Here is a 12,995-nt window from a genome sequence, read left to right as displayed (position 1 = left end):
CGCCCTTGACGGCGTGTTGTTTCGTTGGTACTATAATAACAGATAATTTTGTGATATAAAATAGCATTTTATTGATTAGAGGTGTCAGATATTGCTGTTTGACTGGAACACCATCGCCGCACCGGCTGCACTGCTGGACGTGCAGCTTTCCGCGCCCCGCACCCTGACCGGCGAGGGGCTGTGGGTCTGCCTTGTTTCCAGCGGCAGATGCACAGCCTCCCTGCCCGGGGCGTCGGCTGCGCCCGCCGGCTCTGTGCTGGTACTGCCGCCGCAGTCCGCAGCGGCGGGGCACCTGATCTTAAGCCGCGCCCCGCTCACCCTGACCCCGGAGGATAGCTGCCACCTGCTGTGCGTCCAGCTGACCGGGCAGGCCAGCACGCAGTTTTTAAACGGCCTGCGGGAGCTGCCCTACCTTGCCAAAGGCGAGACCTGCCCTGCCGCCGCCGAACTGATGGGGCGGCTTGCCGAGGAAAAGCCCGCCCACAGCCGCGCCCGCAGCCAGCTGGCCTTTGCCCTGCTGTGCGAACTGGCAGATGCAGACAGCGCCGCGCCAGCCCTGCCGCCGCTGGTGCAGGCCGCTATTGAGGACATCCGCGCCAATTACGCCGGGCTGTACGGCGTGGAGGAGCTCAGCGAACGGCTGGGCGTCTCCAAAAGCCATCTGGTGCGCACCTTTACCGCCTCCGTGGGCGTACCGCCGGGCAAGTACCTGACCACCGTGCGCATCGAAGCCGCACAGCGGCTGCTGCTGCACCGGGAGTACACGCTGGACGTGGTGGCCAGCCTGTGCGGTTTTTCCGGGGCGAACTACCTGTGCCGGGTATTCAAAAAAGAAACCGGCCAGTCCCCTGCACAATGGCGGGCACTGACCGGTCGCGCCGCACAGTCCGGGCTTACGCCCGAGGAGACCATGCGGGAGCAGGAGATGTATATTTAAGCTTTTCCGTTCTCTTTTCTGCGCAGCAAAAACAGGGTCAGCAACGCGGTGAGCAGTTCCGAGGCTGGGAAGGCTGCCCATACACCCGGCATCCCGAACACCGCGCTGAGCACCAGCGAGCAGGCCACAATGGCCACCATACCCCGGCAGATGGAGGTGATGGAGGCCTCCACCGGGCGGTTCACGGCGCTCAGATAGCCCGCCGCCATAATGTTAAAGCCTGCAAAGAAGTAGCCCACAAAGTACATCCGCATCCCGGTGTGGGCGTACTGCGCCATCTGCACCGAGTTTTCGCTGTTGAACCAGCTTACAAGGGTATCGGTCAGGCCGAACACTGCGGCGTACAGCACCGCCGCCAGCACCAGCACCGTGCCGCTGCCCAGCAGCAGCAGTTTCCGCGCCCCGGCGTGGTCGTTCTGGCCGTAGCAGCGGCTCACCAGCGGCTGTGCGCCCTGTGCCACACCGTTGAAGATGGCGGTAGCCACCAGCGCAAAGTTTGCCACCACGCCGTAGGCTGCTACGCCCACGTTGCCTGCCAGACCCAGCAGCAGAAAGTTGAACACCGTGGTGGTCACGCCGGAGGAAAGCTCGCCCACAAAGCCGGAGATGCCCAGCTGACAGCTCTGCGCCAGCAGCCTTGCCGAGGGCAGCTGCCGCACGAATTGCAGGGTGTTTTCCTTTTTAAGAAAATGGCGGCTGCAAATGGCGATGCTGATGATGGGCGAAACCGCCGTTGCCAGCGCCGCACCGGCCAAGCCCAGACCCATGGGGAACATGAAGATATAGTCGAACACCACGTTGAACAGGCTGCCGCTCAAGGTCGCCACCATGGCAAGGGAGGGGTCGCCATCGTTGCGGACAAAGGCCGACACGATGTAGTTGCACATAAAAAACGGGGTGAACAGCAGAAAAATGCGGGCGTAGGGGATGCCCAGCGCCACGATGCCCGCATCGCCGCCCATGAGCCGCAGCAGCGCCCCGGGCGCAAAGACACCCGCCAGCATCCACGGGATGGACGCCAGCACGGCGCACAGGATGGCGTTGGAGAAATACCGCTGCCCCCGGGCATCGTTCTGCGCCTTGGCAATGGCGTAGCGGGTAGCCGAGCCCAGCGCGATCATGGAGCCAATGGCAAAAATAAAGTTATAAATGGGCAGGCAGAGATTGAGCAGAGTAACACCGTCTGTACCGGCGGCCTGCGCAATAAAATAGGTATCGGCCAGAATATAGCACGAGGTGCCCAGCAGGCCAAAAATATTCTGCGAGACATATTTAAAGAACTGTTTTGTCAGAGCCATACACTTTTTCCTTTTTTCCTGTTTTTGCATACGTCTGGAAATTGTAGCATATCTGCCGCCGCAAGTCAACCGCAAAACCCGCCCATTACCGTATAAAAGAAGCAGTTGCGCACAGCGCCTTGCGGGTGTATACTGAACACTGCCGCACCTTGCGGCACACCTGTATGCAGAAAGGAAGAAGCCCTATGTCCGACAGGATCTTATTTTCCATCGGCGAAGCGCTGATCGATATGATCCCCTCCCGGGTGGGGTGCAGCTTTGACGAAGTGCCCGCCTTCAGCCCCCGGGTGGGCGGCGCCCCGGCCAATGTCTGCGCCGCCGTTGCCCGGCTGGGCGGCCGCAGCGCGCTGCTGAGCCAGCTGGGCGACGACCCCTTTGGTCACAAGATCGCCCGGGCGCTGGCTGGATGCGGCGTGGAACTTTCCCATCTGGAATTTACCAGTAAAGCCAGCACCGCGCTGGCCTTCGTCAGCTTAGCGGAAAACGGCGAGCGCACCTTCAGCTTCTGCCGCAAGCCCTCCGCAGACCTGCTGTACGCCCCGGAGCAGATCGACCCGGGCTGGTTCTCGCAGGCCTTTGCCCTGCATTTTTGCAGCGTCTCGCTGGTGGACAGCCCCATGCGCTACGCCCATTTGGCTGCCATCACTGCCGCGCGGGAGGCGGGCGCCATCCTCAGCTTTGACCCCAATCTCCGCTTTCCCCTCTGGCCGGACCGGGAGCAGCTGCGTCAGACCGTGTGGCAGTTTCTCCCCCTGACCCATATCCTGAAGCTTTCGGACGAGGAACTTCCCTTTCTCACCGGCACCGAGGATATTGAAGCCGCGCTGCCCGCGCTCTTTACCGGAGATGTGCAGCTGGTGCTGTTCACCTGCGGCAGCAAGGGTGCCCGCGCCTATACCCGCACCGCCAGTGCCCATGCCCGCAGCCCCAAGGTAACAGCGGTGGACACCACCGGCGCGGGGGACGGCTTTATCGGCTCGTTTCTGTGGCAGCTGCAGCGGGACGGCGTGACCGCCGCCGAGCTGCCAAAGCTTTCCCGCAAGCGCCTGACCGAGTATCTGGCCTTTTCCAACCGCTTCTGCGCCTTCAGCGTGCAGCACCACGGTGCGCTCGACAGCTACCCCACCTTGGCACAGATGGAGCAGCCAGAAACCGATTTTCCCCTGCCTTGAGGGCAAATTTACAGCACATTTTGTATTTTTTAATATTTATATGCTATATTGTATAGAAAATCTGCTTTCCAACCACCCAAAAGGAGGAATCCATGCCCTTTGAGTTTGTTTTTCTGGACTGGCTATACCAGTTCCGCAACCCGGTAATGAACACGATCTCCATCTTTTTTGATTACGCCGGTGCTCACGGCGAGATCTGGATCGCGTTCACCCTGCTGCTTCTGCTCTTCCGGCGCACCCGCAAAGCGGGCTTTGCCATGGCGGTGGCGCTGGTGCTGTACATGGCGACAGGGCACTTCTTCCTCAAGCCGCTGTTCGCCCGTCCCCGCCCCTGCGATATCAACACCTCCATCACCATGCTGGTGGCGCGTCCGCATGGGCATTCCTTCCCCTCCGGGCACACCGCCTCCGGGGTGGCGGCTGCCTACGCGCTCTGGCTGCAAAACCGAAAGCTGGGCGCGCCCGCGCTGGTGCTGGCAGCCTTTATCGCCTTTACCCGGCTGTACCTCTATGTGCACTTCCCCACCGATGTCCTTGGCGGCGCGGTGCTGGGCATCGCACTGGGCACTGCGGCCTCCGCATTTGCAAACTATATGGCGAATCTCAAGAGTAAACAACAAATTGTATAAAAATTTTCGTGCTCTTTTTATTCCAGCTGCCGTTCCCCTCTACGACCCCTCCCGTGAAAATGCAATGCCGGAGCGTCCGCAGACGCTCCGGCATTGCTCTATTTAAAATAATTTTTCCGCTGAAAATATCCAGAGCACAAGCGGCGGATATTCCAAATCGTCCCGCTTAAAATTATTCCTCCGGGAGCTGCACTTTCCGGTTCTGTGCCGGATCCCAGCACACCAGCTCCAGCCGACTGCCCGCAGGCAGGGCGGCGTCCGGCTTTGCCGCCTGCCAGCAGCGCTTGAGCGCCGCAGCGGCATCCTCTGCGCCGGGCAGTTCGGTGCACAGCACCGTGCCCTGCCAGCCGTTTTCCGTGTACAGGCTCAGTGCGCCCGCCTTGCCATCCAGAATGGCGGTGATGTCCTGCTGCAGCTGCGTGTAGCCCTCGGCGGTGGCGGCGTACTCGCCGTGCCACTTTTCAAAAAACACCGAGAACTCTCCGCACAGTTCAATGAGCAGATCCTCTGTGCCGGAGGGGCTTTGCACCACCAGTGCCAGATCCTGCTCCTCCATATAGTCAAAGTCCGGGTCATCCCATGTGTGCACGGTGACTTGCTGCCGGCTGAGCAGCATCAGCAGTTCTCCCTGCTTTTCAGCGGTATCAAAATCGCCCTGCGGGCTGTTCCAATCTGTGTTCATCGGTGTTCCTCCGTTTATCCGTTGTGCGGGCAGAATTTCAAACTGTCCGCTCGCTGTCGTCTCCGTGCTTTTCCGCTGCGGCGCGGGCCTTCTGTTCCTTTTTGGCGCAGTAGAGCGCGCGGTCGGCGCGGTCCTTCACTGCAACCACGTCCTCCCCGGAAAAGGCGGCAGAGCCAAGGGAGACCGTCGGCAAAATGGCAAACACCTTGCGCCGCTCTGCCAGCAAAGCTTGCAGCGTTTTTGCGCAGCGGGCTTCGCTTTCCTCGTCCTTCAGCAGCACGCAGAATTCATCGCCGCCGATGCGGTAGCAGTAGCCGCAGCGGGCATAGGCTTTTTTGATGCAGTCCGCGATCTCGGCAAGGCAGACATCTCCCTGCAAATGGCCGTAGCGGTCGTTGATCTGCTTGAAGTCATCCACATCAAACACCACCAGCACCCCGCCGCTGCGGCGCATCTCGGCGGTGCGGTTCAGGTAGCTGTTCTGGTTCAAAAGCCCGGTCAGCGCGTCCAGCTGGTTCCACATTTCGCTGCAATAAATATAGTACAGCACCGACAGCAAGGTGACGCACAGCCATGTAACGTGCAGCTCCGGCAGCGCGAGCTGGATCACGGTCTCCGCGCCCAGAAACAGGGTCAACGGATAGATCAGCGTGCGGCTGCGGTTCTGAAAGGCCGCCGCCGTGCGCACCGTAGCCACCATAAGGTACAGCATGGCGGCATAGTACATGGCCACATAAATATAGAAGTACGCGCCCCGGGCGTAGAGGTTTTCCCTGCTCACCGAGAACACCAGCCCATAGGGCAGCGTTGCCGCCAGAAAAAGCAGATACGCACCCTCGCAGCATACCGCCGCCTTGAATACACGCCGGATGATGGATTTTTTATCCAGCACATATACCAGACACAGCGGCACCGCCGGTGTCAGTCCAAAGCCAAGATAGTTGGACAAAATATTCAGCCAGCGGTAGCCCGGCGGTGCGCCGTCCACCACGATGGTGATGACCTCCAGCACCGAGATGCACGCAATGAGCGCAAAGGCCAGAAGGAACCCGCGCTTCTGCTTTTTATTTAAAGATTCGCTCAGCCTTGTAAGAAGACACATAAAGCCGAGCACAAAAAGATCAATGGTCGTTAAAATAAAAAAATATCTATCCATTGCAAGTTATTCCGTTCTGTGAACTGATGCCCCGGACAGGGCACATACAATATTATTGTATCACTCCACAAAGCTTTTCTCAACCGGGAGCTGCGGATTTACCTTCGCAGTCCATTTGCAGGGAAAATTGCAAAACGTTCTTTTCTCTGCATAAAAGTCCTCGGCAGAGAGGACACGCTAAAAATGCTTCAGCGCTTCCCGGACGGCTTTTTGCGGTGGATCTCCAGTTTGGACAATGCACATACCGTCTCGACGTGTGTCGTCGCTAGAATCGGAACACATGGATTCAGCCTCGTTAGAAGCATGGGAACACAAAACAGCAGGGGAGTGGTTCTCCTTGCTATTCTTGCGAAGCGGCTTGAAATTCTTGCCGTCCACACTGTTTTTGAACCCGGTCTTGTAAACAAAGACAATCATGTAGGGGTCTTTGTTCCCATTACTATCATAACCGCCCACGATTACTTTTTCAACTATACTTTCAAAAATATGTCGGTCAAAGGTGTCCAGAACCTCATTCTGTTCAAGGGTCTGCCGAAACGTGGCAACACGCTTGCGCATTGTAGATTCGGTTTCGGCTGCATCTTGCAGGCTTTCACACTCTTTCTGCAACTGCTCAATCTGGCTGGACAGGTCCAAATACTTTCGGTCGTAGGTCTCCTTGTCGATGGTATCTTCAAGACGCATATCAACCAGCTTGTTTTTCTTGACTTCCAGAGCGTGAATATCTCTTTCGGCTTTCGCAAGACGCTTGCCCGCGTTGCTTTCAGAAAGAGTTTCTTCTGTCCGTTTCATAAACTCGTCCAGAACATCCTTGTTATTCTGGCACAAGAGGCGATAAGATTCTACAAAAGCCCGCTCAATCGTTCTTTCGTCAACGCCCTTGCTCTCCGGGCAGAACTTTTTTCCTTTTTTGGTGGAAACAACACATTGCCAGATAGCTTTATTATACTGTGAACTGCTATGCCAACTCCTCCTTGTCAGGGTGCCACCACAGAAACCACATTCTATCATGCAGCTAAAAGCGTATTTCCGACTGAACTTTTCACGTTTGCCGTCCACGTTAAGGCTGCGGGGCTTTGCACGCCGCCGCAAAATTTCCTGTGCGGCTTCAAAGACTTCTTCCGAAATAATGGGCTCGTGGTGCTCACGAATATAAAATTGATCTTCCTCGCCGAAGTTGTACAGACGCCGTTTTGAAATAGGGTCAACGGTAAATGTCTTTCCTAACAAAATGTCGCCTTTGTATTTTTCGTTTTTGATAATGCCGATTACGGTACTGTCTGCCCATTTGGGACTGCCGCGTTTGGTTTTATAGCCTAAGTTTTCAAGTTCTTTGGCAATAACCGAACCACCGGCACCCTCCGTGTATCGCTGAAAAATGTAACGGACAACAGCCGCTTCTTCTTCGTTGATGGTGATGGTTTTGTCCGCTGGATTGTAGTCATAACCTAAACAGCCCTGAAACCCGACCAGCTCACCGCGCTGCATCTTCATCTTCAAGCCCTTTTTGACATTTGCAGAAATATTTTCGACTTCTTGCTGTGCAACAGAGCTTAAAATTACAAGGAGCAGTTCACCGTCCATAGTAAGGGTGTTGATGTTTTCTTCTTCAAAAAACACAGCCACACCTTTATCTTTGAGCATCCGAACATATTTCAGAGTGTCAAGCGTGTTTCGTGCAAACCGCGAAATGGATTTGGTAATCACCATGTCCACGTCACCGTTCATACAGTCGTTGATTAACCGCTGGAAATCCTCGCGCTTTTTCACCTGCGTACCTGTGATAGCTTCATCAGCATAGATGCCTGCCAAAGACCATTCCGGCTTACTTTTTATAAGTTCGGTATAGTATTCGACCTGCGACTTGTAGCTGTTCAGCTGATCTTCGGTATCGGTGCTGACACGACAATAGGCGGCTACGCGCAGCCTTTTTTCAAAGTTTGTGCGCGCTCGTGGAGAGAGCGTGTTTCGCGCTTTAATGACTTCAACATCTTTCATGCTTGACCTCCTTGTTGAATGTGTTCCTTTCATTGCGTTAATCATAACGCCAATGCAACACAAAATCAAGAGGATAGTTCGGAAACCACACGATAATCTTTCATTAAGCGCTGCTTGATAAGGGAATACTCTCTATCGGTTATGAGCTTTCTTTCTAACAGCTGCTTCAAAAAAGCAAGCTGAATGCTATAACGTATCAAATTTTGTTCTTTCAAAAATATCCCCCTTTCACAAAATAAAAAATGAGCCAACGGACGGCTGCTGGCAGCAACCCACGGGAATCTCACCCCTGCATTCCTCATGCAGCCCTACTCATTGCCTGCGACGCTCTGAACGCTCGGACTTTGACGGTAAGGGAGTATCAGCCTGCCTGTATGTCATGGCCCACAAGCAGCCGCGCTTGCATTGCGGCATGGTGATGATCGCTCCACTTTTCAAAGAAAAGCATCATGGCGCACCCGCCGTCCGGCTCGATACAGACAGCAACGTATCCGTTTGCCCTATGATGCACCACCATTATCCTGCGGGCATATTTTTCAAGGTGCTGTCCCGAAACGTGGAAAGGGTCAGACCGTTTCGGCTTTGGTTACAATAGAAGAAATCAGTTTGATTTCCAGATGGCGTTTCATGTACTCGTCTATGCACACATGGGGCTGGCCGTGCTTATCGTAGAGAATGCCTGTACAGAGCTTGTTGATGTAACCTCTGTAATGCTGCAAAACCTGTTCAACTGCATCGGTGTCCCCAGCGCAGGCAGAGCGAATCACCGAGAGCGGCAAAAAATCTCTGCTCGTGTGTTCATAGGAGTTCATTTACGCCTAACCTCCCTCCGGCAAGTGCGCCTTTAGCTTTTTTCGCAGCTCGTTCAGCGTTTTTGTCCGGTGGCGCTGTACAGCACTCCGGGACATTCCCATGAGGTCGCCAATCTCGCCATCGCCCAGTTCCAGAACGCAAAACAGAATCAGAATGCTTTGTTCTTGCTTTGGCAGGGCGGCAAACGCATTGGCAACAAGCTCATTGTCGAGGTGCAGATCACAGCCGTAGGACGAAAATATAAATTCTTCGCTCGGATAATGGTCTACACTCGTGAGCTGCCCCAGTTCTTCCAACGAAAGAACGCTGAATGACTTTTCACGGTCAAGCAAGCGTTTCTTATTTCGGTGATAGTTCCGGGCCTCATTTCGCAGTACCGCTTTGCAGAACGCATCGAATCGGTACTGTTCGCCATCGTTGCGAGGGATAGCTTCCATCTTCTCACCCCCTTTCCGTGGGGATGTCGGGTGGATTTTTCCCTTTCCGCTAATATGACACCTGAAACACCCGATTCTGCCCGCTTTTTTGAAAATTTCCAAAAATATTTTTTGAAGCAGGCAGATTTTCAGGTGGCAACAGAAAAGCCCAGCAAACCGAAAACGGCCAACCGGGCATAATGGCAGTATTAAACGCGTAGCAGCTACATTGTATAGTACATAGTAAAAGCCCTGCTGACCCTGTGCGGGAGCAAGGCTTTTTTTGATAGGTCAAGATTGAACGGTCGATAGAATATCAGGCGCATGGCGGCATCCTCCTATGGCCGCCATACAGACGATGAAACGCTCTGATACGCAAAAAGAACCGGCGGCCTTGATTTTCTCAAAAGCCGCCGCTTCAAATGGGCGTGTTGATAGGCTGCTGTACGACGGCTTTTTTCTTTTGCCGTCGTGCGGCAGCTTGTTCCTTTTGCGTTTATCTTAACAAGCAATCCTCACAGAAATGTCACCGACACACGCTGTTTCGACAGAATAATGGGCTGAAATCTCACGAACCTGTGAGATTTGAAAAACCGGGAGAATAATCTCCCGGTTTTCATCGCAAATATTTAATTCTGCCGCAGTCTCTCTACAACGCTTTGCTTAACATTTTGCATGAAAGTTATGACGGGAGTTGCCAAGCAGACCAGTAAAACAATAGCTGCGACAACCAACAGAGAAAATACAGGATAGTGAAAAGCTGCATAAGGAACCATTTTTCTAAAGGCTGAGTATATCGGAATATATATCGCTGTTCCCAGTGTGGCAAGCAGTAGGAAAGAAATACTCCAATAATACCCGCCTTCCCAAAGCAATACATTTCTAATTTGCTTTTTCGTCATTCCTATACTTTCAAGTGTGGCAAATTCATGTTTCCGAGTATTTACACTAACAACCATTGTGTTAATGAAATTCATAATTCCTATCAGCAAAAATACAGTGGACAACCCTGCGGCTATAATCCTTGAGGTCAGCAAATATCCGGCCATTTCTTGCTGCTTTTCATATCGTGACAGAATCGTAATGCCCGGTGACGAAGCAGTAATGGATTGAAGCTGCTCCATAATCCCTTTATCATAACTGCTATCAATAGTATCAAAAGCAATCCGAAAGATTTTAGTTTCTCCAGACAACTTCTCTAATGCCTGCTCACTGATATACAAATCAGGGGCAGTACCTCTCTCATTTCCTCGACCACTTTGAAAATCAGCGTCCAGAAAGCCAGTTGCCACTGTAAAGGCCAGTTCTCCGGACTCACCGACAACGGTGATTGCTTGCCCTGGCTGAATCAATGGGTTTCCCTCAGCATCCGTCATAGCGGACAAAACCACCAACTCTCCCTTTTCAAAGGCTGTTAAGTCAATAGGCTTATCAAGCGTTTTATTAAGTTCTTCGATATATCTGGAATCTATTCCGTAAACGCCGCTCCAAAAATTATCTGTATAGTTTTTCCGTGTTTCCGCATTTGAAAAATCAAGACCCGATACGCCATCCAAGGAATCAATATATTTCCCGAATACATTTTCGCTGTAAATGACATCCATAGTGGGCCACGGTGAAGCGGAATAAGTGACGCGCAGATTTTCAATTCCCTGCATTGTTGCAACTTGCTGCAACATTTCATCAGAGAGCAGGTTTCCTTCTTCGAAAATGCTGTAAGTCAATGCGAAATCACTTTCTCCCCATTGATTTACAAAATTGTCTGGACTTAGGCTTGATAGTAAACCAGCAGAAACCAAAAACAATATTAAGCCTAAAAATAAGGACGCAAAAGTAAGGACAGCGCTTTTAGGGTTTCTAAAAATATTATCTCGTGCCATCCTGGATAATTTTGTTCTATGGCTCTTATGATCTCGGTAACTCCTTGTATTTGCCTCCGTATAGCGTAAAGCCGCAACAGGAGAAATACTTGCAGCTATTTTCGCTGGTTTCATGCTGCCGATGATTGCGGTAAAAAATGTGAAGATTGCGGCACCCGCAAAAATAATGGGGGAAAAGGACACTATCTCCCCAAGGTCTGTATCGCCTGAGTACATTATATTCATGGCAAACGGAACAAGTCCAAGCGAAACAATACCACCGACAATCAGGCCGCTGGGAATACCGATCACCGCCGTTCTGAATATTTGAGAACGCACGATTCGCTTGATTTGTCTTTTTGTCGTGCCTATCGTTTTAAGCTGTCCATAGAATTGTGTATCTCTTGAAATTGAGATATACAGAATGTTATAAATCAGCAAATAGCCGCTGATAATGATAAAGACGATAATAGCAGCCAGTGGAAGAACAATGGTGGTGGAATTACTCTGAGCAATAGGTACAATTTCAAAGGACTGGCTTTCTGTAAACGAAATCTTCCGTTTTAGTTTTTCACAGGATCGCAGGGCATTACTGTCATCAGAAAAAGAAATCATTGCGGTAGACACACTATCAAAGGGAAGCCCTGTTTGTGTTGCAAAAAGCTCCGAAACATAAGCAGCACCACGGTTGCCTGCACGCGAAGCCGAATAATCTGTGTAATAGCCTGACAAAACAAATTCATCGGAGCTGTATTGATAATCTGTTCCGAGCTGATAGGAAAGGGAAATATTCATCCCTATCTGTGGATCATCAATCCCCATTGCACGCAAAGCCCATGTAGGGAGCATAATTTCATTTTTTGCTTGCGGATAATCTCCGTGTATATCCGAAATTGTTGGTACACGGTGTTCTTGCCATTCTGTTTCGTCTATCCAAGTAATACTCAGCAGGGCATCGTCCATTCCAGATGTATCAATGCTGCCCAATCTCTGACTGACACCAACTACGGATACCAAGCCGGATTGGCTCAATTCTTCATATTGTTCTTCTGAGAGGCTTGTAATTGCCACATCCGCAGTCGTGCCCATCGCACGAATTTGCTGCATTTGATAGGTTTCAAAATAACTGCACCCCAAACTAAACACAGATGTAATCATAAAGGCGGTCAAGAATAATGCGATGGTAACGAAAACATTTCTCTGCTTATTAGCGCGGTAGCTTCTTTTGGCAAGACGATTGATTGTTGCCTGATTATTGTTCCCAAATAAAATATCATCCATCAATGTCACCCCCTGTCACTATGCGATTTTTCCGTCCTCAATACGGATAATTCGGTCGGCAAGCTGGGCAATTTCATTGTTATGGGTAATCATTACAAGCGTTTGATGGAACTTCTGACTTGTAACTTTCAGCAAACCAAGAACATCACTACTTGTCCGGCTATCCAAATTGCCTGTCGGTTCATCTGCAAGTATAATAGCTGGTTTGGAAACAAGGGCGCGGGCAATCGCTACACGCTGCTGCTGGCCGCCGGACAGATTGTTAGGCATACTGTTCAGCTTCCCATCGAGAGCCAACATTTTCACGACTTCATCCATAAACCGCTTGTCCACGGTATCACCATCCAGCTCCACCGGCAGGACAATATTTTCATAGACATTTAGCACAGGAACAAGATTGTAATTCTGAAAGATAAACCCGATGTTACGTCTGCGGAAGATGGTAAGCTGTTCATCCTTGAGTTTCGATAATTCTTTCCCTTTTACTTTAATACTGCCGGAAGTTGGCGTATCTAACCCGCCCATCATGTTCAGCAAAGTAGACTTACCGCTGCCGGAAGTACCAACAATGGCAACAAATTCACCTTCCTCAATGGATAGGGTCACGCCATCCAATGCTTTTGTAATGTTCGGTTCGGTGCCGTAATATTTCTTCAAATCTGTCGTTTGTAATATGTTCATATAGAACACCACCCTTCCTTTTTGATGGCTCTATCATAAAAGGTAAACCTCACAGAAATGTCACGGGAAACAA

General features: G+C 51.8%; 14 protein-coding genes. 5 read left to right on the top strand and 9 right to left on the bottom strand.

Annotation, left to right across the window (positions count from 1 at the left end; all coding sequences use genetic code 11):
- Positions 1–91: 91 nt before the first annotated feature.
- Positions 92–937 carry a helix-turn-helix domain-containing protein gene (locus MTP43_RS02430; RefSeq protein WP_113620760.1) on the top strand — a complete coding sequence of 282 codons (846 nt, stop codon included), beginning with the start codon at positions 92–94 and terminating at the stop codon, positions 935–937.
- Here the strand turns inward: MTP43_RS02430 and MTP43_RS02425 are convergent.
- Positions 934–2,235, bottom strand: coding sequence for an MATE family efflux transporter (locus MTP43_RS02425; RefSeq protein ID WP_113620759.1), 1,302 nt, complete (start codon positions 2,233–2,235; stop codon positions 934–936). The two genes, MTP43_RS02430 and MTP43_RS02425, sit on opposite strands and share 4 nt — an antisense overlap.
- Before the next feature lie 185 nt (positions 2,236–2,420).
- Here MTP43_RS02425 and MTP43_RS02420 point away from each other — a divergent pair, with 185 nt between their 5' ends.
- Positions 2,421–3,407 carry a carbohydrate kinase family protein gene (locus MTP43_RS02420; protein ID WP_113620758.1) on the top strand — a complete coding sequence of 329 codons (987 nt, stop codon included), beginning with the start codon at positions 2,421–2,423 and terminating at the stop codon, positions 3,405–3,407.
- Positions 3,408–3,499: 92 nt separating this feature from the next.
- Positions 3,500–4,036, top strand: a complete 537-nt coding sequence (locus tag MTP43_RS02415) for a phosphatase PAP2 family protein (protein WP_113620757.1) — start codon at positions 3,500–3,502, stop codon at positions 4,034–4,036.
- 172 nt (positions 4,037–4,208) lie between these two features.
- Here the strand turns inward: MTP43_RS02415 and MTP43_RS02410 are convergent, their stop codons facing one another.
- From MTP43_RS02410 to MTP43_RS02385, 6 genes are all read right to left on the bottom strand, one after another.
- A complete protein-coding gene (locus MTP43_RS02410; RefSeq protein WP_113620756.1) occupies positions 4,209–4,718 on the bottom strand; it encodes a hypothetical protein in 510 nt (169 codons plus the stop codon).
- A 37-nt stretch (positions 4,719–4,755) separates the two neighbouring features.
- Positions 4,756–5,874, bottom strand: coding sequence for a GGDEF domain-containing protein (locus tag MTP43_RS02405; protein WP_113620755.1), 1,119 nt, complete (start codon positions 5,872–5,874; stop codon positions 4,756–4,758).
- A 177-nt stretch (positions 5,875–6,051) separates the two neighbouring features.
- The gene (locus MTP43_RS02400; RefSeq protein WP_249235045.1) at positions 6,052–7,872 is read right to left on the bottom strand and encodes a recombinase family protein; all 1,821 of its coding nucleotides are present in this window, start codon (positions 7,870–7,872) and stop codon (positions 6,052–6,054) included.
- A gap of 65 nt (positions 7,873–7,937) precedes the next feature.
- Positions 7,938–8,174: an SHOCT domain-containing protein gene (locus MTP43_RS14460; protein ID WP_015536580.1), complete on the bottom strand. Its 237-nt coding sequence runs from the start codon at positions 8,172–8,174 to the stop codon at positions 7,938–7,940.
- Positions 8,175–8,438: 264 nt separating this feature from the next.
- Positions 8,439–8,684: a helix-turn-helix domain-containing protein gene (locus MTP43_RS02390; protein ID WP_117506283.1), complete on the bottom strand. Its 246-nt coding sequence runs from the start codon at positions 8,682–8,684 to the stop codon at positions 8,439–8,441.
- 6 nt (positions 8,685–8,690) lie between these two features.
- Positions 8,691–9,122 (bottom strand): sigma-70 family RNA polymerase sigma factor, encoded by a 432-nt coding sequence (locus tag MTP43_RS02385; RefSeq protein ID WP_117506282.1) that lies wholly within the window; start codon positions 9,120–9,122, stop codon positions 8,691–8,693.
- Between the two features lie 30 nt (positions 9,123–9,152).
- On the opposite strand from MTP43_RS02385, the gene MTP43_RS02380 reads away from it, so the two are divergent.
- Positions 9,153–9,302: a hypothetical protein gene (locus tag MTP43_RS02380; RefSeq protein ID WP_156071490.1), complete on the top strand. Its 150-nt coding sequence runs from the start codon at positions 9,153–9,155 to the stop codon at positions 9,300–9,302.
- A gap of 139 nt (positions 9,303–9,441) precedes the next feature.
- Positions 9,442–9,606, top strand: a complete 165-nt coding sequence (locus MTP43_RS02375; RefSeq protein WP_227618672.1) for a hypothetical protein — start codon at positions 9,442–9,444, stop codon at positions 9,604–9,606.
- A 124-nt stretch (positions 9,607–9,730) separates the two neighbouring features.
- On the opposite strand, the gene MTP43_RS02370 is transcribed toward MTP43_RS02375, so the two are convergent.
- Together MTP43_RS02370 and MTP43_RS02365 are read right to left on the bottom strand one after the other, a co-directional pair.
- Positions 9,731–12,241 carry an ABC transporter permease gene (locus MTP43_RS02370; protein ID WP_156071496.1) on the bottom strand — a complete coding sequence of 837 codons (2,511 nt, stop codon included), beginning with the start codon at positions 12,239–12,241 and terminating at the stop codon, positions 9,731–9,733.
- Positions 12,242–12,259: 18 nt separating this feature from the next.
- On the bottom strand, positions 12,260–12,922 hold the full coding sequence (locus MTP43_RS02365; RefSeq protein ID WP_156071499.1) for an ABC transporter ATP-binding protein: 663 nt from the start codon (positions 12,920–12,922) through the stop codon (positions 12,260–12,262).
- Between the last annotated feature and the right edge of the window lie 73 nt (positions 12,923–12,995).

It is taken from the genome of Faecalibacterium sp. IP-1-18 (assembly GCF_023347355.1).
Lineage (GTDB): Bacteria > Bacillota > Clostridia > Oscillospirales > Ruminococcaceae > Faecalibacterium > Faecalibacterium prausnitzii.
This window is presented reverse-complemented; position numbering and strand designations above follow the sequence as displayed.

Excerpts from the sequence above, each read along its gene's own strand:
- MTP43_RS02425 (WP_113620759.1), bottom strand. The coding sequence starts at position 2,235 with ATGGCTCTGACAAAACAGTTCTTTAAATATGTCTCGCAGAATATTTTT.
- MTP43_RS02420 (WP_113620758.1), top strand. The coding sequence starts at position 2,421 with ATGTCCGACAGGATCTTATTTTCCATCGGCGAAGCGCTGATCGATATG.
- MTP43_RS02415 (WP_113620757.1), top strand. The coding sequence starts at position 3,500 with ATGCCCTTTGAGTTTGTTTTTCTGGACTGGCTATACCAGTTCCGCAAC.
- MTP43_RS02410 (WP_113620756.1), bottom strand. The coding sequence starts at position 4,718 with ATGAACACAGATTGGAACAGCCCGCAGGGCGATTTTGATACCGCTGAA.
- MTP43_RS02405 (WP_113620755.1), bottom strand. The coding sequence starts at position 5,874 with ATGGATAGATATTTTTTTATTTTAACGACCATTGATCTTTTTGTGCTC.
- MTP43_RS02400 (WP_249235045.1), bottom strand. The coding sequence starts at position 7,872 with ATGAAAGATGTTGAAGTCATTAAAGCGCGAAACACGCTCTCTCCACGA.
- MTP43_RS14460 (WP_015536580.1), bottom strand. The coding sequence starts at position 8,174 with ATGAGGAATGCAGGGGTGAGATTCCCGTGGGTTGCTGCCAGCAGCCGT.
- MTP43_RS02390 (WP_117506283.1), bottom strand. The coding sequence starts at position 8,684 with ATGAACTCCTATGAACACACGAGCAGAGATTTTTTGCCGCTCTCGGTG.
- MTP43_RS02385 (WP_117506282.1), bottom strand. The coding sequence starts at position 9,122 with ATGGAAGCTATCCCTCGCAACGATGGCGAACAGTACCGATTCGATGCG.
- MTP43_RS02375 (WP_227618672.1), top strand. The coding sequence starts at position 9,442 with ATGGCCGCCATACAGACGATGAAACGCTCTGATACGCAAAAAGAACCG.
- MTP43_RS02370 (WP_156071496.1), bottom strand. The coding sequence starts at position 12,241 with ATGGATGATATTTTATTTGGGAACAATAATCAGGCAACAATCAATCGT.
- MTP43_RS02365 (WP_156071499.1), bottom strand. The coding sequence starts at position 12,922 with ATGAACATATTACAAACGACAGATTTGAAGAAATATTACGGCACCGAA.